Origin of the sequence: Variovorax robiniae (assembly GCF_037889955.1) — a bacterium.
In the GTDB taxonomy this organism is placed as follows: Bacteria; Pseudomonadota; Gammaproteobacteria; order Burkholderiales; family Burkholderiaceae_C; genus Variovorax; species Variovorax robiniae.
Genome location: NZ_JBBKZS010000002.1, coordinates 568,160 through 589,085, shown reverse-complemented (window position 1 = coordinate 589,085; position 20,926 = coordinate 568,160). Strand labels below are relative to the sequence as shown.

The window sequence follows — 20,926 nt, the reverse complement described above, 5'->3', positions numbered from 1 at the left end:
AGTTCACATGGACCCCGCAAAAGACGAGCACTGCAGGGCAGCCCCGAAGGGGCCGGTGCAGTAGGGTCGGCTGGCCCGTACCGCCTATCGGGCGCTTTCAGCAGAGGTTTTTCGGCTCTCAACCCCACCAAACCATAAGCCCAAGCCCCCTGACCTAAAATCATCGGCCCCCTGGTTGGTGGGCGCGCTGCGCCCGACCGAGGCGATCCCCGATGAATGCTCCGACCGCGTTGACCGCGTTGTTGTCGCAGGCCGAAGAGCCCGTGCGACTTCGCGAGATCCCGTACAACTACACCAGCTTCTCCGACCGCGAAATCGTGATCCGCCTGCTCGGCGCGCGCGGCTGGGAATTGCTGCAAGTGCTCCGCAGCGAGCGCCGCACCGGCCGCTCGGCCCGCATGCTCTATGAGGTGCTGGGCGACATCTGGGTCGTGCAGCGAAACCCCTACCTGGTCGACGACCTGCTCGACAACCCGCGCCGGCGCGGCCAACTGGTCGATGCGCTGAACCACCGGCTCACCGAGGTCGGCAAGCGCCGCACGCCGGATGTCGATGCGCAGCGCGATGCACTGGTCGGCGAACTGGCCGGCCTCGTCTCGCAGGCCATCGCGACCTTCGACGCCATGTTCCGCGACGTCGCCGCGCTGCGCCGCAAGGCCACGCGCGCCTTCCGCAAGCTGACGGCCAAGGACAACATCAAGTTCGACGGCCTCTCGCGCGTGTCTCACGTCACCGACGCCACCGACTGGCGCGTGGAATACCCCTTCGTCGTGCTCTGCCCCGATACCGAAGCCGAGATGGCCTTGCTGGTCAAGGGATGCATCGAGCTGGGCCTGACCATCATCCCGCGCGGCGGTGGCACCGGCTACACCGGCGGGGCGATCCCGTTGACCTGGAACAGCGCGGTCATCAACACCGAGAAGCTGGAGGCCATGACCGAGGTCGAGATGGTCTCGCTGCCGGGTCTCGAACAACCGGTGCCGACCATCTGGTCCGAGGCCGGTGTCGTGACCCAGCGCGTGGCCGATGCGGCTGAGCGCGCCGGCTTCGTCTTTGCAGTCGATCCGACCTCGGCCGAGGCCTCCTGTGTCGGCGGCAACGTTGCGATGAACGCCGGCGGCAAGAAGGCCGTGCTGTGGGGCACCGCCCTCGACAATCTCGCCTCCTGGCGGATGGTCACGCCGCAGGCCGAATGGCTCGAAGTCACGCGCATCGGCCACAACCTCGGCAAGATCCACGACGCCGAAAGCGCCGTGTTCGAACTGCAGTACTTCGCTGCCGACGGCAAGACGAAGCTGCGCACCGAGCGCCTGGAGATCCCTGGCAAGACCTTCCGCAAGGAAGGCCTCGGCAAGGACGTCACAGACAAGTTCCTCTCCGGCCTGCCCGGCATCCAAAAGGAAGGCTGCGACGGCCTGATCACCAGCTGCCGCTGGGTCGTGCACCGCATGCCGGCGCACACGCGCACCGTCTGCCTGGAGTTCTTCGGCAATGCCAAGGACGCAGTGCCGAGCATCGTCGAGATCAAGGACTTCATGTTCGCCGAGCAGAAGCGCTCGGGCGTGCTGCTGGCCGGCCTGGAGCACCTCGATGACCGCTACCTCAAGGCGGTCGGCTATGCCACCAAGTCGAAGAAGCACGGCGGCGGCCTGCCGAAGATGGTGCTGTTCGGCGACATCGCTGGCGACAATGCCGACGACGTGGCGCGCGCGACCTCGGAAGTGGTGCGCATCGCTAATTCGCGCAGCGGCGAAGGCTTCATCGCGATCAGCCCGGAAGCGCGCAAGAAATTCTGGCTCGACCGCAAGCGCACCGCCGCGATCAGCCGCCACACCAACGCCTTCAAGATCAACGAAGACGTGGTGATTCCGCTGCCGCGCATGGCCGAGTACACCGACGGCATCGAGCGCATCAACATCGAGCTGAGTCTTCAGAACAAGCTGGCCTTCGCCGAGGAACTGGAAGCCTTCTTCGCGCGCGGCAACCTGCCGCTGGGCAAGACGGACGATGCCAACGACATTCCCTCGGCCGAGCTGCTGGAAGACCGCGTGGCACAGGCCATCGCGCTGGTGCAGGAAGTGCGGGCGCTGTGGGCCGAATGGCTACGCGACGTCGACGCGCTGTTCCCGCAACTGCAGGACCACACGCTGCGTGCGAGCTGGAAGACGCAGATCCGCGCGCCGCTGCAGCAGATCTTCGCTGGGGCTGAATTCGCGCCGATCCTGGACGAAGTCAACGCCATCCACCAGCGCGTGCTCAAGGGTCGCGTCTGGGTCGCGCTGCACATGCATGCGGGCGACGGCAACGTGCACACCAACATTCCGGTCAACAGCGACAACTACGAGATGCTGCAGACGGCCCATGCGGCGGTGGTGCGGATCATGGCGCTGGCGCGCTCGCTGGACGGGGTGATCTCGGGCGAGCATGGCATCGGGATCACGAAGCTGGAGTTCCTGAGCGACGACGAGTTGCGGCCGTTCATGGACTACAAGAAGAAGGTCGATCCGGAAGGACGTTTCAACAAGGGCAAGCTGCTGCGGGAGGAGGGCGCGCCGGCCCAGGAGCGTCTGCACGCCGACCTCACCAACGCCTACACCCCCAGCTTCGGCCTGATGGGCCACGAGTCGCTCATCATGCAGCAGAGCGACATCGGCGCCATCGCCGACAGCGTCAAGGACTGCCTGCGCTGCGGCAAGTGCAAGCCGGTGTGTGCCACCCACGTGCCGCGCGCCAACCTGCTCTATTCGCCGCGCAACAAGATCCTCGCGACCTCGCTGCTCGTCGAGGCCTTCCTCTATGAGGAGCAGACGCGCCGCGGCATCAGCATCAAGCACTGGGAAGAGTTCGAGGACGTGGCCGACCACTGCACCGTCTGCCACAAGTGCCTCACGCCGTGCCCGGTCAAGATCGACTTTGGCGACGTGTCGATGAACATGCGCAACCTGCTGCGCAAGATGGGCCAAAAGTCCTTCCGCCCCGGCAACGCGGCGGCCATGCTGTTCCTCAACGCGACCAATCCGCAGACCATCAAGGCGATGCGCACCGGCATGGTCGACATCGGCTTCAAGGCGCAGCGCCTGGCCAACGACCTGCTGCGCGGCATGGCCAAGAAGCAGACCGCCGCCCCGCCCGCCACGCTGGGCCCGGCACCGATCAAGGAACAGGTCATCCACTTCATCAACAAGAAGATGCCCGGCGGCCTGCCGAAGAAGACGGCGCGCGCGCTGCTGGACATCGAGGATGCCGACTACGTGCCGATCATCCGCAACCCGAAGGCGACCACGTCCGAGACCGAGGCCGTCTTCTACTTCCCCGGTTGCGGCTCCGAGCGCCTGTTCTCGCAGGTCGGCCTGGCCACGCAAGCCATGCTCTGGCATGCCGGCGTCCAGACCGTGCTGCCGCCGGGCTACCTCTGCTGCGGCTATCCGCAGCGCGGCAGCGGCCAGTTCGACAAGGCCGAGAAGATGATCACCGACAACCGGGTGCTCTTCCACCGCGTCGCCAACACGCTGAACTACCTCGACATCAAGACCGTGGTGGTGAGCTGCGGCACCTGCTACGACCAGCTCCAGGGCTACCAGTTCGACAAGATCTTCCCCGGCTGCCGGATCATCGACATCCACGAATACCTGCTGGAGAAGGGCATCACGCTGGATGCGTCGCAAGGCGCGGGCTACCTCTACCACGACCCCTGCCACAGCCCGATGAAGCAACAGGATCCGATGAAGACCGTGAAGGCGCTGGTCGGCGACAACGTGCTCAAGAACGACCGCTGCTGCGGCGAGTCCGGCACGCTGGGCGTGACGCGGCCCGACATCTCGACGCAGATCCGCTTTCGCAAGGAGGAGGAACTGAAGAAGGGCGAGGCCGCCTTGCGCGAAACCGGCAAGGTCGGCGCCAAGGACAACGTCAAGATCCTCACCAGCTGCCCGAGCTGCCTGCAGGGCCTGAGCCGCTACGGCAACGACCTGAACAACGGCCTGCTTGAAGCCGATTACATCGTGGTCGAGATGGCCAACAAGATCCTGGGCGAGCAATGGTTGCCCGAGTACGTGGCGGCCGCCAACCACGGGGGTATCGAGCGGGTGCTGGTGTGAGGATGGCTCAGCGCTGAGCCTTTTGTGAGCGTGTCTCGCAGAGCTTCATGAATTCCGGGCTGAATCGAAGCTGAGCGGAGACGCGGTTGCCGGCCGGCGCACCCGGCGTGCAGATCGCGTCGAGCTCCCGCTGCGCTTCGCGATGTCCACTGCTGGCGGCATGCGCCAGCAGGCGAACGGCCTCGGGCGGCAATCCGCCTGAAGTTGGCGCGACGGTGGCGACGTTGGCACCGGCTGGGGCGACCATCGACGGCTTCTCGTTCAACGTCCGGCTGGTGCCCATGCTGTTCGGCGCCCGCTCGATGGTGGAGAAATCACCCGTGCGACCCGCGCGTTCCACCATCCGTTGGTACTCGCTCATCATGGCCGCCGTGTCGCGCGGCGTCAGGTCCTTGGCGGGCTTGTTCAGGTAGGCCGCGACCTCGGGCGGCAGTGCCGCATTCACGGCGCTGTATTCCCCGGCGCTTCGGCTGCCCATGCGCGCAGCGTCGTCGGCCAAGGTAGCCGTGGTTCCCGCGCCGCGCGCCGCGACCTGTGCGGCGCCTTCGGCTCCAAGGACCCCGACCGCCGCGCCCTTGCCGACGGTGCCTGCTGCCTTGCCCGCACCGCCGAGCTTGGCCAGCGCGCCCCAAAAGGCATGGGCCGGCGCGGGCAGCGCCAAGGCGCCCGCGAGCGCAAGCACAGCCAGCGGTGCGCGATGTGGGAAACGATTGGGAATGAGCATCAGCCAATCGTAGAAAGTCTTGGCGCGAACTCGCATGGGCCTTCCTGAGGCCGGATTCGACAATCGCGGCATACTGCTCGGGCCCTTCACTTTCGTCCACCGATCCATCTCATGGCAGGCCTTCAATCCGGCGCACCGACCCCGCAATCGATCACCGTGCATGGCGCATCGCGCGTGCTCGAAATCGGCTTCTCCGACGGCGCGACCTTCCGCATCCCCTTCGAACTGATGCGCATCAACTCGCCGTCCGCCGAGGTGAAAGGGCACGGCCCCGGCCAGGAAGTGCTGCAGACCGGCAAGCGCAACGTGACGCTGCTGGAACTGGAGCCGGTCGGCAACTACGCGGTCAAGCCGGTCTTCAGCGATGGCCACGACACCGGCATCTTCTCGTGGGACCTGCTCTATGAACTGGGCGCGAAGCAGGAGCAACTGTGGGCCGAATATGAATCGCGCCTGAAGGCGGCAGGCGTCGACCGCGATGCGCCAATGGTCGAAAAGGGCGGCCACGGATGCGCTTCGCATTGAGACTTCCGGGCCATCGCCAAGGCTAATTCCCGCCGGCTGGGCGGGTCGTTGGCTTGATATGGCCACTTACGCCCTAACATCGGGCGCATGAGTACAACCCATTTCGGCTTTGAATCGGTCGAAGAGAAGGACAAGGCGAAGCGCGTTCGTGGCGTGTTCGACTCGGTCGCGTCCCGCTATGACGTCATGAACGACCTCATGTCGGCGGGTCTGCATCGCGCCTGGAAGGCCTACACGGTCATGGTCGCCAACGTGGGCGAAGGCTCGAAGGTCCTGGACATTGCCGGCGGCACGGGCGACCTCGCCCTGGCCTTCGCGAAGAAGGTCGGCGCCAGCGGCCAGGTGGTCCATACGGACATCAACGAGGCCATGCTGCGCACCGGCCGCGACCGCCTGCTCGATGCCGGCGTCGCGCTGCCGACGATGGTCTGCGATGCGGAGAAGCTTCCTTTCCCCGACAACCACTTCGACGTGGTCACGGTCGCCTTCGGCCTGCGCAACATGACGCACAAGGACGTGGCGCTCAAGGAAATGAACCGGGTGCTCAAGCCCCGCGGCAAGTTGCTGGTGCTGGAATTCTCGAAAGTCGCCAAGCCGTTGGCCAAGGCCTACGACTGGTATTCGTTCAATGTGCTGCCGAAACTCGGCAAGCTCGTGGCGGGCGACGACGCCAGCTACCGCTACCTGGCCGAATCGATCCGCATGCATCCGGGGCAGGAGCAGTTGAAGTCCCTCATGAAAGAGGGCGGTTTCGGGCATGTGGACTATCACAACATGACGGGTGGCGTGGCCGCCCTGCATGTTGGAATCAAGTGTTGAACAAGCTGCCGTTGATCGGCATTTACAGAGGAGACGTCATGAGAAGAATTGGATCGGTCTTGCTGGTGTGCGCGATGGCGCTTGTCAGCGTGCAGGCCGACGCGGCCCGCATGGGTGGCGGCAAGTCGATGGGCCGCCAGTCGAACAACGTCACGCAACGCGAGGCTGCGGCACCGGCCGCGCCCGCGCAGAACGTGACCAACAACGCTGCTGCGGCAAAGCCTGCAACGCCGGCTGCAACGCCACCGGCCGCCGCGGCGCCGAAGCGTCCGTGGATGGGCATGCTGGGTGGCTTGGCTGCCGGCCTCGGCCTTGCATGGTTGGCGAGTTCACTGGGATTGAGCGCCGCCGTCGGCAACTTCCTGCTGATCGGCTTGCTGATCCTGGCTGCGGTGGTGGTGTGGCGCATCTTCGCGGCGCGCTCGCGCCCTGCGGCGGCCCGTTCGGGCGGTCTGGCCTTCGAAGGCGCAGGTGGTCCCGGCAATGCCGGTGCGCCAGTGCAATACAAGCCCGCGAACGTCGGCAACGACGCCTCGGCGCGCCCATGGGAACAGCCGCAAGGCGCCACCTTCGACACCACGCCCACGCATGGTTCCTCGATGGCCGGCGCGGCGGGTGCGGCCGGCGGCAGCATGATCGGTTCGGCGCTGGCAGGGTCGCAAAGCTGGGGCATCCCGGCCGGCTTCGACACCGACGGCTTCCTCACCGCGGCCAAGCGCAACTTCGTGACGCTGCAGGACGCCTGGGACCGCAATGACCTCGGCATGCTGCGCTCGATGATGACGGACACCATGCTGGGCGAGATCCGCATGCAGTTGGCCGAGCGCGAATCGCACACCGGCGGCCAGCCGAACAAGACCGAGGTGGTCATGCTCGACGCCAAGCTGCTCGGCATCGAGGAACTGCCGGACGTCTACCTCGCGAGCGTCGAGTTCTCCGGGATGATCCGCGAGGATGCGTCAGCGGGCCCGAGCCCGTTCCGCGAAGTGTGGAACATGAGCAAGCCCACGAGCGGCCAGGGTGGCTGGCTGGTGGCGGGCGTGCAAGCGCTCCAATAGGCGCATCTGCCGGCCTGACCGCCGGCGGCGTGGATCAATGACCGGCCGGGGTGCCGGTAGAACCGATCAATCGCCGGCTTGAATGCTGGCTCCACCGATAATGGGGACATGGCCACACCATCGTCCCCATTTGCCTTTCTCGGCGACCTGTTCAACCGCGTTGGCGAGCGCTTGCAGCCGCCGCCGTGGGTGGTTCACGAAATCCAGCATCGGGCAGTGCTGTTCCTCAATCACGTGCTCCAGCAGGAGCCGGAAGCCCAGCAGCGGCTGATCCGCCAGCAGGGCAACGTCGTGCGCTTCCAGTGGCGCTTCATCACCATGCAACTGGTCGCGACGCCCGCCGGCCTGCTCGACCTGGCCCCCGAAGGCGCGACCGCTGATCTCACGCTCACCGTCATGCAGGATTCCCCGTTCGACATCGTGCGCAGCGGCCTTCGCGGCGACAAGCCGGAGGTGCAGATCGTCGGTGACGTGCAGCTGGCCGCGGAGGTCAACTGGCTGGTCGATCACGTGCGTTGGGATGTCGAGGACGACCTGGCCCGCCTGATCGGCGACGTGCCGGCCCATGCCATTGGCAATGGTGCGCGTCGCGTGGTGGGCGCGCTGCGCCAGTTCGTCGGTGACCGCGCCGGTCGCGCCGCCTCGTCGGCGGGCCGCGAATGAGGCGTTTCTACCGCGGCATCTACATCGTCTGGATCGCGCTTCGCTACGGTCTGGACGAGCTGGTGCTGACCAGCTTCGACAAGCCCTGGCTGGTCCGCGTCGCCCGCCTGCTGGCCGTGGGCCGCAACCTCGAGGCCCCGCGCGGCCAGCGCCTGCGCGAGGCGCTGGAGGGCCTGGGCCCCATCTTCGTGAAGTTCGGCCAGGTGCTGTCGACCCGACGCGACCTGCTGCCGCCCGACATCGCCGACGAACTCGCGCGCCTGCAGGACCAGGTGCCGCCGTTTCCCTCCAGCGTGGCCATCGCGACCATAGAGCGCGCTTTCCGCCGGCCGGTCAGCGAGATCTTCGTGCAGTTCGAGGAAGAGCCCGTGGCCAGCGCGTCCATCGCGCAGGTGCATTTCGCCACCTTGCGCACGCGCGCCGGCGAGCTGCGCGATGTGGCGGTGAAGGTGCTGCGGCCCAACATGCGTGGCGTGATCGAGAAGGACCTGGCGCTGATGGCCATGATGGCCGGCTGGGTCGAGAAGCTGTCGCCGGACGGCAAGCGCCTGAAGCCGCGCGAGGTGGTCGCGGAGTTCGACAAGTACCTGCATGACGAGCTGGACCTGGTGCGCGAGGCGGCGAACGCGGCCCAGTTGCGCCGAAACATGGCCGAGCTGGACCTGGTGCTGATCCCCGAGATCTTCTGGGACTTCTGCCATCCGGACGTGATGGTGATGGAGCGCATGCGGGGCGTGCCGATCGCGCAAATCGAGCGCCTGCGCGCGGGCGGCGTCGACGTGCCGAAGCTCGCGCGCGACGGCGTCACGATCTTCTTCACCCAGGTGTTCCGCGACGGCTTCTTCCATGCCGACATGCACCCCGGCAACATCCAGGTGAGCCTGGAAGAGGCGACCTTCGGGCGCTACATCTCGCTGGACTTCGGCATCATCGGCACGCTCACCGAGGTCGACAAGGAATACCTGGCGCAGAACTTCGCGGCCTTCTTCCGGCGCGACTACAAGCGAGTGGCAGAGTTGCATGTGGAAAGCGGCTGGGTGCCCGTGACCACGCGGGTCGACGAACTGGAAGCCGCCATCCGCACCGTCTGCGAGCCGTACTTCGACCGGCCGCTGAAGGAAATCTCGCTGGGCATGGTGCTGCTGCGCCTGTTCCAGACCTCGCGCCGCTTCCAGGTCGAGATCCAGCCGCAACTGGTGCTGCTGCAGAAGACCCTGCTCAACATCGAGGGCCTGGGCCGCCAGCTCGACCCGGAACTGGACCTCTGGGCCACGGCCAAGCCCTTCCTTGAGAAGTGGATGGTCGACCAGATCGGCCCCAAGCGCCTGTTCGCGCAACTGCGGGCCGAGGCGCCGCGCTACGCCAAGCTGCTGCCGCAGCTGCCGCGCCTGCTGCACGACTTCATGGAAAATCGCCCCGCCGACCACCGGCGGGAACTGCTCGAATTGCTGGCCGCTCAGAAACGAACCAACAAGCTGCTGCAGGCAATCATCTACGGTGGCATAGGTTTTGTATTGGGTCTGCTTGCTTTCCAGTTCATCCTGCGCATTCGTCTTTTCTAGTTTTCATTCGCAACCTTCATCGCTTTCAGGAGAGCCGCCGTGTTGCTGACCCTGGTCATCGTCTACCTGCTGATCACCATCGCGATCGGCCTGATCGCGGCCCGCCGCGTCAAGAACACCACCGACTTCGCCATCGCCGGGCGGCACCTGCCGCTCTACATGATCGTCACCACCACCTTCGCGACCTGGTTCGGGTCGGAGACGGTGCTGGGCATTCCGGCCAAGTTCATCGGGGGCGGCCTCAACGGGGTGGTCGAGGACCCGTTCGGCGCCGGAACCTGCCTGATCCTGGTCGGCCTGTTCTTCGCCGGCAAGCTCTACCGCATGACGCTGCTGACCATCAGCGACTACTACCGCGAGCGCTATGGCCGCGTTGTGGAGGTCGCCTGCTCGCTGATCATCATGCTGAGCTACCTGGGCTGGGTGTCGGCCCAGGTCACGGCGCTGGGGCTGGTGTTCAACCTGCTGTCGGCGGGCGTCATCAGCATCCCGATGGGCATGACCATCGGCGTGGTCTCGATCCTGGCCTACACGCTGTTCGGCGGCATGTGGTCGGTGGCGGTGACCGACTTCATCCAGATGATCATCCTCGTGGTTGGCCTGGCGGTGATCGCGATGTTCGCGGGCAACATGGCCGGCGGCGCCGACAAGGTCATCGAATTGGCCGTGAGCAAGGACCTGTTCAAGTTCTGGCCCGAGCCGAGCTTCCACGACATCATCTTCTTCATGGCCGCCGCGATCACGATGATGCTGGGCTCGATCCCGCAGCAGGACGTGTTCCAGCGCGTGATGTCGGCCAACAGCGTCAAGTCGGCCACGCGTGGCCCGGTGATCGGCGGCGTGGCGTACATCCTGTTCGCCTTCGTGCCCATGTTCCTCGTGGCCAGTGCGCTGCTGATCATGCCGGAGCAGACCGCGACGCTGCTCAAGGAAGATCCGCAGAAGGTGCTGCCGACGCTGGTGCTCGAGAAGATGCCCTTCGTGATGCAGGTGCTGTTCTTCGGCGCGCTGCTGTCGGCGATCAAGTCGACCGCCTCGGCGACGCTGCTGGCCCCGAGCGTGACTTTCACCGAGAACATCTGGCGCCAGTTCCGGCCCGCCGGCACTGACCGCGAGAACCTGATGACCATGCGCATCACGGTGCTGCTGTTCAGCGCCGCCGTGCTGGGCTATGCGATCCGCATGCAGGGCACGTCGATCTACGAACTGGTCTCCGGCGCCTACCAGGTGCCGCTGGTCGGCGCCTTCGTGCCGCTGGTGGCGGGCCTGTACTGGAACCGGGCCAGCACGCAGGGTGCGGTGCTGGCCGTGGTGCTCGGCATCGGCGTGTGGCTGCTGTTCATGGTCATGCCCTGGGGCGAGGTGTTCCCGGGACAACTGGCCGGCGTGCTGGCGTCAGTGTTCGGCATGGTGGCAGGTTCGCTGGCACCGCAGTGGGTGGCGAACCAGCGCACGCCGCACCGGCCATTGGCTACCGCTTCTGCCTGAGGGCGGTTCGCAGGGGGCGGGCTCTATAATCGAGGGCTTTGCGAGCCGCCATGCTGGCGCTCGATTCGACCCCCAATTCCATGCCCATCTACGCCTACAAGTGCAGCGCCTGCGGCTTTGCCAAGGACGTGCTGCAGAAAATGTCTGACGCGCCCCTCTCGGTGTGCCCCCGTTGCGAGGCCAGCGCGTTCGAAAAGCAGCTCACCGCCGCCGGCTTCCACCTCAAGGGCTCGGGCTGGTACGTGACTGATTTCCGCGATGGCGGCAAGGCCGCGCCCGCAGCGGCCAACGCTGATGCAGCCAAGCCTGCGAGTGACACGGCGACCACTGCCGCGCCAACGACTGCCGCACCGGCCTCGGCCAACGCGCCTGCCGCTGCACCGGCCCCCGCTGCTGCAAGCCCGGCACCCGCTGCCGCCACCAAGACCGATTGAGGCCGCCCGCGATGCACGCCTTGCGCAAATGGCTGCTGTCCGGCTTGCTGGTCATCGTGCCGCTGTTCATCACGCTGGCGGTGCTCAAGTGGATCATCGACACGCTGGACCAGACGCTCTGGGTCCTGCCGGCGAGTTGGCAGGTCTGGCTGGCCGAACACAACGTGCGCGGCCTGGGCGTGCTGCTCACGCTGGCGATCCTGCTGGTGGTCGGCGCCGTCGCCAGCAATTTCATTGGCAAGCGCCTGCTGGGCTGGGGCGATGCCGTGGTGCGCCGCATACCGGTGGTGCGCTCGATCTATTCGAGCGTCAAGCAGGTGTCGGACACCCTGTTCTCCGAGAACGGCAATGCCTTCCGCACCGCGGTTCTCGTGCAATGGCCGCGTGAAAACGTCTGGACCATTGCCTTCGTCACCGGCGCGCCGGGCGGCGAGGTCATGGGGCACCTGGGCGGCGAGGAATACCTCAGCGTCTACGTGCCCACCACGCCGAACCCGACCGGCGGCTACTTCGTGATGCTCAAGCGCAGCGACTGCATCGAACTCAAGATGAGCGTGGACGAAGCGCTCAAATACATCGTCTCGATGGGCGTGGTCGCTCCCAGTGCCACCGCCCTCCCGGCGACCCGATAACAACATGCGCCACCAGGCGCAACGGAACATTCATATGGCCATGCGTACTCACTATTGCGGTCTCGTGACCGAAGCCCTCATGGGCGAAACCGTCACCCTCTGCGGCTGGGTCAACCGTCGCCGCGACCACGGTGGCGTGATCTTCATCGACGTGCGCGACCGCGAAGGCTATGTGCAGGTGGTGTGCGACCCGGATCGCGCCAGCACCTTCGCCGTGGCCGAAGGCCTGCGCAACGAGTTCTGCGTGCAGGTCAAGGGCCTCGTGCGCGCACGCCCCGAAGGCACCACCAACGAGAGCCTCAAGAGCGGCAAGATCGAAGTCCTCTGCCATGAACTGAAGGTGCTGAACCCGTCGGTCACGCCCCCGTTCCTGCTCGACGACGACAGCCTCAGCGAGACCACGCGCCTCACGCACCGTGTGCTGGACCTGCGCCGCCCGGTGATGCAGAAGAACATGATGCTGCGCTACAAGGTCACGATGGAAACGCGCAAGTTCCTCGATGCCAACGGCTTCATCGACATCGAGACGCCCATGCTCGGCAAATCCACGCCCGAAGGCGCGCGCGACTACCTGGTGCCCAGCCGCGTGCACGACGGCAGCTTCTTCGCGCTGCCGCAGTCGCCCCAGCTCTTCAAGCAACTGCTGATGGTGGCCGGCTACGACCGCTACTACCAGATCGTCAAGTGCTTCCGCGACGAAGACCTGCGCGCCGACCGCCAGCCTGAATTCACGCAGATCGACATCGAGACCTCCTTCCTCGCCGAGGAAGAGATCCGCGAGATGTTCGAAGGCATGATCCGCACCGTGTTCCGCAACGCGGCCGGTATCGACCTGCCCGTGTTTCCGACCATGAGCTATGGCGATGCCATGTTCAAGTACGGCTCCGACAAGCCCGACCTGCGCGTCAAGCTCGAGTTCACCGAACTCACCGAGATCATGAAGCGCGTCGAGTTCAAGGTGTTCTCGAACGCCGCCACGATGAAGGGCGGCCGAGTGGTCGCGCTGCGCGTGCCGGGCGGCGGCGCCGAGGGCGGCATGTCGCGCGGCGAGATCGACGCCTACCAGGAGTTCGTCAAGATCTACGGCGCCAAGGGCCTGGCCTACATCAAGGTCAATGACGCGGCGGCCGGCCGCGAAGGCCTGCAAAGCCCGATCGTCAAGAACCTCGACGACGCCGCGCTGGCCGAGATCATCGCCCGCACGGGCGCCCGCAATGGCGACATCCTGTTCTTCGGCGCAGACAAGGAAAAGGTCGTCAACGACGCCATGGGTGCGCTGCGCGTGAAGATCGGCCACAGCGCGTTCGGCAAGAAAGCTGGGCTGTTCGATGACCGCTGGGCGCCGCTGTGGGTGGTCGACTTTCCGATGTTCGAGTTCGACGAGGAAGGCCAGCGTTGGTCGGCCGTGCACCATCCGTTCACGGCACCCAAGGACGGCCATGAAGACCTCATGGACACCGCGCCCGAGAAGTGCATCGCCAAGGCCTACGACATGGTGCTCAACGGCATCGAGATGGGCGGCGGCTCGGTGCGTATCCACCGTGAGGAAGTGCAGAGCAAGGTGTTCCGCGCGCTGAAGATCAGCGCCGAGGACGCGCAGCTCAAATTCGGTTTCTTGCTGGATGCGCTGCAGTACGGCGCGCCCCCGCACGGCGGCATCGCCATCGGCCTGGACCGCTTGGTCATGCTGATGACCGGCGCCGAATCGATCCGCGACGTGATCGCCTTCCCCAAGACCCAGCGCGCGCAGGACCTGCTGACGCAGGCGCCGAGCCCGGTCGACGAGAAGCAACTGCGCGAGTTGCACATCCGCCTGCGGAACGTGCAGCAGCCGGCGTAAGCGGGCGGGCAGAATCAGGGGCGCCTCAGGGCGCCTTTTTTTCGCCTGACCTCCACGATGCGTCCCTACAAGATCCCCGAATCGGTGCTGGTCGTGATCCACACGCCGGCGCTCGACGTGCTGCTCATCCAGCGTGCCGACGCCGACAACTTCTGGCAATCCGTCACCGGCAGCAAGGACAGGGCGGAGGAGCCGCTGGCGCTCACCGCCTCGCGCGAGGTGGCCGAGGAAACCGGCATCGAGTGTGGCGAAGGCAGTGCGCTGGCCTCGCGACTGGTCGACTGGCAGCTGCGCAATGTCTACGAAATCTACCCCCGCTGGCGCGCCCGCTATGCCCCGGGGGTGACGCACAACACCGAGCACCTGTTCGGCCTGTGTGTCCCGCAGCGCATCGAGCCGCGGCTCAGTCCGCACGAGCACACCGCCTGGCAATGGCTGCCGTACCGCCAGGCCGCCGACGCCTGCTTTTCGCCGTCGAATGCAGAAGCCATTCTGTTGCTGCCACAATTTGCGGAATGAGCATGAACTTGCGGGTCGCGACCTACAACATCCACAAGGGGGTGCAAGGCATCGGGCCGGCGCGGCGACTGGAGATCCACAATCTCGGCCATGCCGTCGAGCAACTCGACGCCGACATCATCTGCCTTCAGGAAGTGCGCAAGATGAACCGCCAGGCGGCTGCGCGTTTCACGCGCTGGCCCGCGATGCCGCAGGCCGATTTCCTCGCGCCCGAAGGCTACACGGCGGTCTATGAAACCAATGCGATCACGCGGCATGGCGAGCACGGCAACGCCTTGCTCACGCGCTGGCCGGTGCTGCGCCAGGGTCACCAGGACATTTCCGACCATCGATTCGAACAGCGCGGCCTGCTGCATGTGGTGATCGACGTGGAAAGCACGCCGGTGCACGCCATCGTGGTGCACCTGGGCCTGATCAAGGGGAGCCGGGTGCGGCAAGTGGCACAGCTCAACGAGTTCATCGCGCGCGAGGTGCCGCGCGGCGAGCCGGTGATCGTGGCCGGTGATTTCAACGACTGGGGTGCGCGCATGCGCTCGGCCATGAACGCGATGGGCATGCGGGATTCGCACGACCTGCCCGGGCCGCGCATCCTGACCTATCCGTCGCGCCTGCCGGTGACGCAACTCGACTTCATCTATGGGCGCCACCTGTCGCCGGTGGCCTGCCATGTGCCGCGCGGGCCGATCTGGGCGCGCATGTCGGACCACCTGCCGTTGGTCACCGACTTTTCGCTATCGAATTGATAGCATATGCAGCCCTCGGAGTGGGGCGGTTAGGATGCGCAGATGCTGAAGAAAATCAACGTTGCCGAGCGCCCCGAAGGCGGGGAAGACGAGGACGAGGGGACACCGGTCTCCGTCAAGATCCGCGAGCGGCTTCTCGCGGCCCGCAAGCGCTTCCATGCCAACGACAACATCGCCGAGTTCATCGAGCCCGGCGAGCTCGAGACGCTGCTCGACGAGGTCGAGGTCAAGATGAAGGCCGTGCTCGAGAGCCTGGTCATCGACATCGAGAACGACCACAACACCGACAACACGGCGCGCCGCGTGGCCAAGATGTACCTCAACGAGGTGTTCAGGGGCCGCTATGTGCACCCGCCTTCGCTGACCGAATTCCCCAACGCCGAGCACCTGAACGAACTGATGATCGTCGGCCCGATCACCGTGCGCAGCGCCTGCTCCCATCACTTCTGCCCGATCATCGGCAAGCTGTGGATCGGCGTGATGCCCAACGAGCACACCAACGTGATCGGCCTGTCCAAGTACGCGCGCCTCGCGGAATGGACGATGGGCCGGCCGCAGATCCAGGAAGAGGCCGTGGTGCAACTGGCCGACCTCATCCAGGAAAAGACCCAGCCCGACGGCCTGGCCCTGGTCATGGAAGCCGAGCACTTCTGCATGCAGTGGCGCGGTGTGAAGGAGATGGACAGCAAGATGATCAATTCGGTCATGCGCGGCGTGTTCCTCAAGGACTCGTCCTTGCGGCGCGAATTCCTTTCGCTCCTTCCCCGGAAAGGCTGACCATGCTAGTTCGCCTTCTTTACGCCAGCCGCGCCGCCGACAGCAGCGCGCCCGCGGTCGACGCCATCCTCACGCAATCGCGCGCGCACAACACCTCCTGCGGCATCACCGGCATCCTTTGCTATGGCGCCGGCATCTTCCTGCAAGCGATCGAAGGCGGGCGGATGCAGGTCAGCGAACTCTATGGCCACATCCAGCGCGACCCGCGTCACAAGGACGTGATGCTGCTGGCTTTCGAGGAAATCGGCGAGCGCCGTTTCGGTGGCTGGACCATGGGGCAGGTGCAGCTCAGCAAGGTGCACCAGGCGACCTTGCTGCGCTACTTCGAGAAGCCGGAGCTGGACCCGTATTCCGTCCCCGGCAAGGCCTCGATGGCGCTGCTCGAAGAGCTGATGGCGACCGCCGCCATCGTCGGCCGGCCCTGAGGGTTGCCGCTCTCCGCCTTCGGCCTGATCCTGCTGGCCGGCGTCATCCACGCCAGCTGGAACATCGCGGCCAAGAAGGCCAATGGCGATGCGCGTTTTGCCTTGCAGAGCGGCGTATTCCTGATGATCGTCTGGGCGCCGCTCGGCATCGTGATGGGCTGGCACGTGGTGCCGCTGTGGGGCTGGACCGAATGGGGTTTCGTCACCGCCAGCGGCGTGTTGCACGTCGTCTACTACGTCACCCTGCTGCGCGGCTATCGCAAGAGCGACCTCACCGTGGTGTATCCGCTGGCGCGCGGCTCGGGGCCCTTGCTCTCGTCGCTGTTCGCGATCCTGTTCCTCGGTGAAAGCATCAGCTTCACCGGGCTGTTGGGGATCGTCGGCGTGGTGCTGGGCGTGTTCCTCGTCGCCGGCGGGCCGCAGCTCTGGCGCGCGACCCAGGACCCGGCGCGCCGCGCGCGCGTCCACAAGGGATTGCGCTATGGCGTGCTGACCGGCGCCTTCATCGCGGCGTACACGGTGACCGACAGCTACGCGGTCAAGGTGCTCGCCATGTCGCCGATCCTGGTGGACTACATGGGCGGTTTCGTGCGCGTGGTCCTGCTATTGCCGGCCGCGCTGCGCGATCGCGCCGAGGCGGCCCGGCTCTGGCGCCTGCAATGGAAGTACGCCCTGCTGGTGGCGGTGATCAGCCCGGTGTCCTATGTGCTGGTGCTGTACGCGGTGCAACAGGCGCCGATCTCCCATGTGGCGCCGGCGCGCGAGGTGTCGATGCTGTTCGCGGCGCTCATCGGCGGACATCTGCTGCGCGAGGGCGATCGGCTGCTGCGGCTGGCCGGGGCGGGATTCATCGCGGCCGGCGTGATCGCGCTGGCCTTGGGCTGAATGGAAACGCAATTGCTTTTGGGCTGCGACTTCTCGAGCGCCCCGACGAAGCGCAAGCCCATCGTGATTGCGCGGGGAGCGCTGGACGGCAACGCTGTCCGCCTGGTGCAGCTTCACGACTTCGCCACGCTCGACGCTTGGAGCGCATGGCTTGCAGAGGCGCCGACGTGGGTGGGAGGTTTCGACTTTCCGTTCGGCCTGCCGCGTGAACTGCTGGTGCACCTGGATTGGCCCCTGGATTGGGCGTCATCGATGGCGCACTACGCGGGCATGAGCCGCGCCGAGATCCGTGCCACATTCGCTGCCTTCTGTGCGGCTCGGCCGGATGGCGGCAAGTTCGCGCATCGGGCGACCGATGCTCCGGCGGGCTCCAGCCCGTCGATGAAATGGGTCAACCCGCCCGTGGCCTACATGCTGCATGCGGGCGTCCCTCGCTTGCTCGCGGCGGGTGCGTGCATGCCCGCCCACGGTCTGGCGGCGGAGGCGTTCGCCAATCGGGTCGCGCTCGAAGCCTACCCGGGCCTGCTGGCGCGTGAACTCATCGGGCGGCGCAGCTACAAGGCCGACGACTTGGCCAGGCAGACGCCCGAGCGCCGGTCCGCGCGTGCCGATGTGATCGATGCACTCTGCGGCGCCGGCAGTGACCGCCTTGGCATTCGCCTGGCGCTGGAAGCGTCCCAGCGCATCAGTTTGCTGGAGGACGCGCAGGGCGACCGCCTCGATGCCGTGCTTTGCCTGCTGCAGGCGGCATGGGCTTCGTCGCAGCCCGGGTGGGGCCTGCCGGTCGGCGTCGACCCGCTGGAAGGCTGGATCGTCAGCGCCTGAACCGTCCTACAGCAGGTCGGGCGATGCGCTCCTCCTGTGAACGTTCCTGAAGCCTAGATTGAGTTTGTGGCCCAAGCCGGGTCATGGACCCATTGAAACTTTGGAAGGAAACGCCATGAACAAGGACCAGGTTGCAGGACGCGTCGAGGACGCGAAGGGCAAGATCAAGGAAGCGGCAGGCAAGGTCGTCGGCAGCGAGAAGCTGAAATCCGAAGGCGTCGCCGATCAGGCCGCCGGCAAGGTGCAGAGCACCTATGGTGATGCCAAGGAAAAGGCCAAGGACGCCATCAAGTCGGGCGCAGACAAGCTTTGACATACCGCCGCCGGTCGTGCTGCAGCGTGCCTGCGACCGTCGGCGGCATTTGACTTTTGGAGATATCACCATGAACGCTTTGAACCAGCAAGCGACGCGAACGCGCACCGTGTTGGCCATCCTGGTCGCCGGTTGCGCGCTGGCCTTGGGTGGGTGCGACAACAAGGCGCCGAAGACCACGATGGGCGAGAAGGTCGACTCGGCCGTCGCCAGCACCAAGGATGCAGCCGCCGATGCCAAGGCCAAGACCGAGGCCGGTGCCTCGTCGGCGGGCGCAAGCATGAAGGAGGGCGCTGCCGACGCCTCTCAAACCGTCAAGAACGCCGGCTCGAAGGTGGCCGGCAAGGTGGACGACGCTGCAATTACCGCATCCGTCTCCGCGGGCTTGGCCAAGGACCCGGACCTGAGCGCCATCAAGATCAACGTCGACACCAAGGCCGGCATGGTCACACTCAACGGCCCGGCACCCAGTGCTGCCGCCAAGGCCCGCGCCGCGGACATCGCCAAGGGTGTGGAAGGCGTCAGTTCGGTCGACAACAAACTCGAAGTGAAGATGTAGTGTTGACGCTTCGCGCGACAGAAGAAGCCCGGTCGATGCCGGGCTTCTTTATGGGAGATCGGAGGACGAACGGAGCGCCAGCCACTTCGCACAACCAACCCGTGCACCGCAGCAAGCGCAGCGAACCTGTTCGTGGGCACCGCGTCCGGCTTCGCCGGGCCGCCGGGTGCGCCACCTCGAGGGGGTAGAGCCGGGTAGAGCCGCAGGCGCTTCGGGGGGGGGCCTATTCCAGCCAGTCCTTCAGCTCGTCGGCATGCTCTTCTTCCTGCGTCAGGATTTCCTCCAGCATGCGCCGCGTCGTCGGATCCTTGTCGCCGATCAGCACGATCATCTGCCGATAGGCTTCAATCGCGATGCGTTCGGCCACCAGGTTGGCCCGCACCATCGCCTGCAGGTCCTTCGAGTCGTCGTACTGCGCGTGGCTGCGACCTTGCAGCGAGTTGGGGCTGAAGTCGGGCTCGCCGCCAAGCTGCACGATTCGTTCCGCGATCCGGTCAGCATGCGCCGATTCTTCATTCGCATGCACCAGGAACTCGTCGGCAATCGCCGGCGACTGCACGCCGTCCGCAGTGAAGTAGTGGCGCTTGTAGCGCAGCACGCAGATGAGTTCCGTCGCCAGCGCGTCGTTCAGGAGCTTGACGATGTCGTCGCGCCAGGGGCCGTAGCTGGGCGTCACGGCACCGTCGTCGAGGCTGCGCGATGCGGCCTTCAGGGCCTTCTCGTCCAGCACCAGATGTTCGTTGGGGGCTTCCAGGGCAGTTGCAGTCATTGTTCGTCCTTTCGTGGAGAGGACGAGTCTTTCTGCATCAGCGTGGTCACCATGTCAGCAATATCGGACGACTTCAGTAGGGCAGTGACCACGGCGGTGACCGACAGCAGTCGCCACGGCCTGGCCAGCACGATCAACGCGCCGGTCGTGGCCGCGATGGCCACCAGCTTGACAGGCTGCTCCTTCGCATAGCGGTCGAGAAACGGACGCGCGAGCTGGCTCGCCGCATTGGCTGGATGGCGGCGCCACCAGCGCTCGACGACCTTGCGCCCGACCTTGGCCCAGGCAAAGTTTTCGAGGAAGCCGGCACCGCCCTCGGTGCCACCGCTTGCGCGCGCACTGGTCCGTAATGGCAGCTCCTGCGGCGCACCGCCGTTCATCTCCCGGACCAGCGCACGGCGCGAAACGGCAAGCCGCTGCTGCGCCGTCAGCGCATTGCGGTCAATGGTCATGGCGGTCTCCGGCCAGGTGCAGGGCGCGCACGTCGGCGTCGAGTTGCGCGCGCACTTCCTCGAAGGCCTTGGAGGAGGGCGAGGCGCGACCGGCGTACAACCCCGCGATCACGGCAATCACCACCGCAACCCCCGGCACGACGGCCAGCACCCAATGGAAGCTGCCATGCAAAACCCCGAGCATCACGGCGGTGCCGATCAGCCCGAGTGCCAGCATGGCGCTGACCGCCGCCAGAACGCCGGCCACGAGCCGCCCGACGATCGCCCGCCCCGCAACGGCGCCTTCCTCGCGCACCAGCGCGGCGTAGTTCGCCAGGTGATCCGCAACAAGTTCGGGGTGCCCGAGCACCGTGGAGAAAATCGGATGGAGCATGGTGCTGCGGATTGGGCTGGACGTTTCGGGTGCTGGGTTCGGGTCACCTCAATGAGAAGAAATCAATCGTCGCGGCGGCGGCTGGCCAGCACGATCAATGCCGTGATGGCCGCGCCGGCAGCGGCGGCCAGCAGCACCGAGCGCACCGGCTGGTCCGCGATGTAGCGGCCCGTCACATTGGCGGCCTGGTCCAGTTGGCGTTGTGCGCGGGCGCTCGTCTTGGAGGCCGATTCGAGCCCACGCTGCACGGCTTGCTGCACGCGGTTGGCGAGTTGCTCGACCGCCGGCTCCACCGAGCCGCGCAGGTCGCGCACCTTCTCGCCAGCGGCGTTGACGGCGTTCTGCGCATAGGCGCGAGTCGTTTCCACGGCATCGTTGGCGGTCTGGCGGGCGTCTTCGGCGAGTTGCGAGGGGGTCTTGGCAGTTGCGTTCATGGCGGGTTCC

General features: G+C 65.9%; 23 protein-coding genes. 18 read left to right on the top strand and 5 right to left on the bottom strand.

Annotation, left to right across the window (positions count from 1 at the left end; genetic code table 11):
• Positions 1–212 precede the first annotated feature (212 nt).
• Entirely contained in the window at positions 213–4,097 is a 3,885-nt protein-coding gene (locus WKW79_RS06990) for a DUF3683 domain-containing protein (protein ID WP_340334377.1), read from the top strand.
• 7 nt (positions 4,098–4,104) lie between these two features.
• On the opposite strand, the gene WKW79_RS06985 is transcribed toward WKW79_RS06990, so the two are convergent.
• Positions 4,105–4,857, bottom strand: a complete 753-nt coding sequence (locus WKW79_RS06985; protein ID WP_340334376.1) for a TrbL/VirB6 family protein — start codon at positions 4,855–4,857, stop codon at positions 4,105–4,107.
• A 75-nt stretch (positions 4,858–4,932) separates the two neighbouring features.
• On the opposite strand from WKW79_RS06985, the gene WKW79_RS06980 reads away from it, so the two are divergent.
• The 17 genes from WKW79_RS06980 (at position 4,933) to WKW79_RS06900 (ending at position 18,888) form a co-directional block, all read left to right on the top strand.
• The gene (locus WKW79_RS06980) at positions 4,933–5,346 is read left to right on the top strand and encodes a gamma-butyrobetaine hydroxylase family protein (protein WP_340334375.1); all 414 of its coding nucleotides are present in this window, start codon (positions 4,933–4,935) and stop codon (positions 5,344–5,346) included.
• An 87-nt stretch (positions 5,347–5,433) separates the two neighbouring features.
• Positions 5,434–6,165, top strand: a complete 732-nt coding sequence (gene ubiE / locus WKW79_RS06975) for a bifunctional demethylmenaquinone methyltransferase/2-methoxy-6-polyprenyl-1,4-benzoquinol methylase UbiE (protein WP_340334374.1) — start codon at positions 5,434–5,436, stop codon at positions 6,163–6,165.
• Positions 6,166–6,203: 38 nt separating this feature from the next.
• Positions 6,204–7,223, top strand: a complete 1,020-nt coding sequence (locus WKW79_RS06970; protein WP_340334373.1) for a Tim44 domain-containing protein — start codon at positions 6,204–6,206, stop codon at positions 7,221–7,223.
• A gap of 108 nt (positions 7,224–7,331) precedes the next feature.
• On the top strand, positions 7,332–7,886 hold the full coding sequence (locus tag WKW79_RS06965) for a hypothetical protein (protein ID WP_340334372.1): 555 nt from the start codon (positions 7,332–7,334) through the stop codon (positions 7,884–7,886).
• Entirely contained in the window at positions 7,883–9,448 is a 1,566-nt protein-coding gene (gene ubiB / locus WKW79_RS06960) for a ubiquinone biosynthesis regulatory protein kinase UbiB (protein ID WP_340334371.1), read from the top strand. Before WKW79_RS06965 ends, ubiB begins: the two co-directional genes overlap by 4 nt.
• Before the next feature lie 39 nt (positions 9,449–9,487).
• Positions 9,488–10,936 carry a high affinity choline transporter 1 gene (locus WKW79_RS06955; RefSeq protein ID WP_340334370.1) on the top strand — a complete coding sequence of 483 codons (1,449 nt, stop codon included), beginning with the start codon at positions 9,488–9,490 and terminating at the stop codon, positions 10,934–10,936.
• 80 nt (positions 10,937–11,016) lie between these two features.
• Entirely contained in the window at positions 11,017–11,370 is a 354-nt protein-coding gene (locus WKW79_RS06950; protein WP_340334638.1) for an FmdB family zinc ribbon protein, read from the top strand.
• 11 nt (positions 11,371–11,381) lie between these two features.
• Positions 11,382–12,002, top strand: coding sequence for a DUF502 domain-containing protein (locus tag WKW79_RS06945; RefSeq protein ID WP_340334369.1), 621 nt, complete (start codon positions 11,382–11,384; stop codon positions 12,000–12,002).
• 34 nt (positions 12,003–12,036) lie between these two features.
• Positions 12,037–13,842 (top strand): aspartate--tRNA ligase, encoded by a 1,806-nt coding sequence (gene aspS, locus WKW79_RS06940; protein WP_340334368.1) that lies wholly within the window; start codon positions 12,037–12,039, stop codon positions 13,840–13,842.
• Between the two features lie 57 nt (positions 13,843–13,899).
• Positions 13,900–14,361 (top strand): dihydroneopterin triphosphate diphosphatase, encoded by a 462-nt coding sequence (gene nudB, locus WKW79_RS06935; RefSeq protein ID WP_340334367.1) that lies wholly within the window; start codon positions 13,900–13,902, stop codon positions 14,359–14,361.
• Positions 14,362–14,363: 2 nt separating this feature from the next.
• Positions 14,364–15,104, top strand: a complete 741-nt coding sequence (locus WKW79_RS06930; RefSeq protein ID WP_422823827.1) for an endonuclease/exonuclease/phosphatase family protein — start codon at positions 14,364–14,366, stop codon at positions 15,102–15,104.
• Between the two features lie 42 nt (positions 15,105–15,146).
• On the top strand, positions 15,147–15,881 hold the full coding sequence (folE, locus tag WKW79_RS06925; RefSeq protein WP_340334365.1) for a GTP cyclohydrolase I: 735 nt from the start codon (positions 15,147–15,149) through the stop codon (positions 15,879–15,881).
• A gap of 2 nt (positions 15,882–15,883) precedes the next feature.
• The gene (locus WKW79_RS06920; RefSeq protein WP_340334364.1) at positions 15,884–16,306 is read left to right on the top strand and encodes a BLUF domain-containing protein; all 423 of its coding nucleotides are present in this window, start codon (positions 15,884–15,886) and stop codon (positions 16,304–16,306) included.
• A 3-nt stretch (positions 16,307–16,309) separates the two neighbouring features.
• Positions 16,310–17,191, top strand: coding sequence for an EamA family transporter (locus tag WKW79_RS06915; RefSeq protein WP_340334363.1), 882 nt, complete (start codon positions 16,310–16,312; stop codon positions 17,189–17,191).
• Positions 17,192–18,016 (top strand): DUF429 domain-containing protein, encoded by an 825-nt coding sequence (locus tag WKW79_RS06910; protein WP_340334362.1) that lies wholly within the window; start codon positions 17,192–17,194, stop codon positions 18,014–18,016.
• Positions 18,017–18,131: 115 nt separating this feature from the next.
• Entirely contained in the window at positions 18,132–18,329 is a 198-nt protein-coding gene (locus WKW79_RS06905) for a CsbD family protein (protein WP_340334361.1), read from the top strand.
• Positions 18,330–18,399: 70 nt separating this feature from the next.
• Positions 18,400–18,888: a BON domain-containing protein gene (locus WKW79_RS06900; protein WP_340334360.1), complete on the top strand. Its 489-nt coding sequence runs from the start codon at positions 18,400–18,402 to the stop codon at positions 18,886–18,888.
• Positions 18,889–19,111: 223 nt separating this feature from the next.
• Here WKW79_RS06900 and WKW79_RS06895 read toward each other — a convergent pair whose 3' ends face one another.
• The 4 genes from WKW79_RS06895 to WKW79_RS06880 form a co-directional block, all read right to left on the bottom strand.
• Positions 19,112–19,657, bottom strand: a complete 546-nt coding sequence (locus WKW79_RS06895) for a ferritin-like domain-containing protein (RefSeq protein ID WP_340334359.1) — start codon at positions 19,655–19,657, stop codon at positions 19,112–19,114.
• Entirely contained in the window at positions 19,654–20,109 is a 456-nt protein-coding gene (locus WKW79_RS06890; protein ID WP_340334358.1) for a hypothetical protein, read from the bottom strand. Before WKW79_RS06890 ends, WKW79_RS06895 begins: the two co-directional genes overlap by 4 nt.
• Positions 20,099–20,482, bottom strand: a complete 384-nt coding sequence (locus tag WKW79_RS06885) for a phage holin family protein (RefSeq protein WP_340334357.1) — start codon at positions 20,480–20,482, stop codon at positions 20,099–20,101. Before WKW79_RS06885 ends, WKW79_RS06890 begins: the two co-directional genes overlap by 11 nt.
• Before the next feature lie 62 nt (positions 20,483–20,544).
• Positions 20,545–20,916: a hypothetical protein gene (locus WKW79_RS06880; RefSeq protein WP_340334356.1), complete on the bottom strand. Its 372-nt coding sequence runs from the start codon at positions 20,914–20,916 to the stop codon at positions 20,545–20,547.
• Positions 20,917–20,926 lie beyond the last annotated feature (10 nt).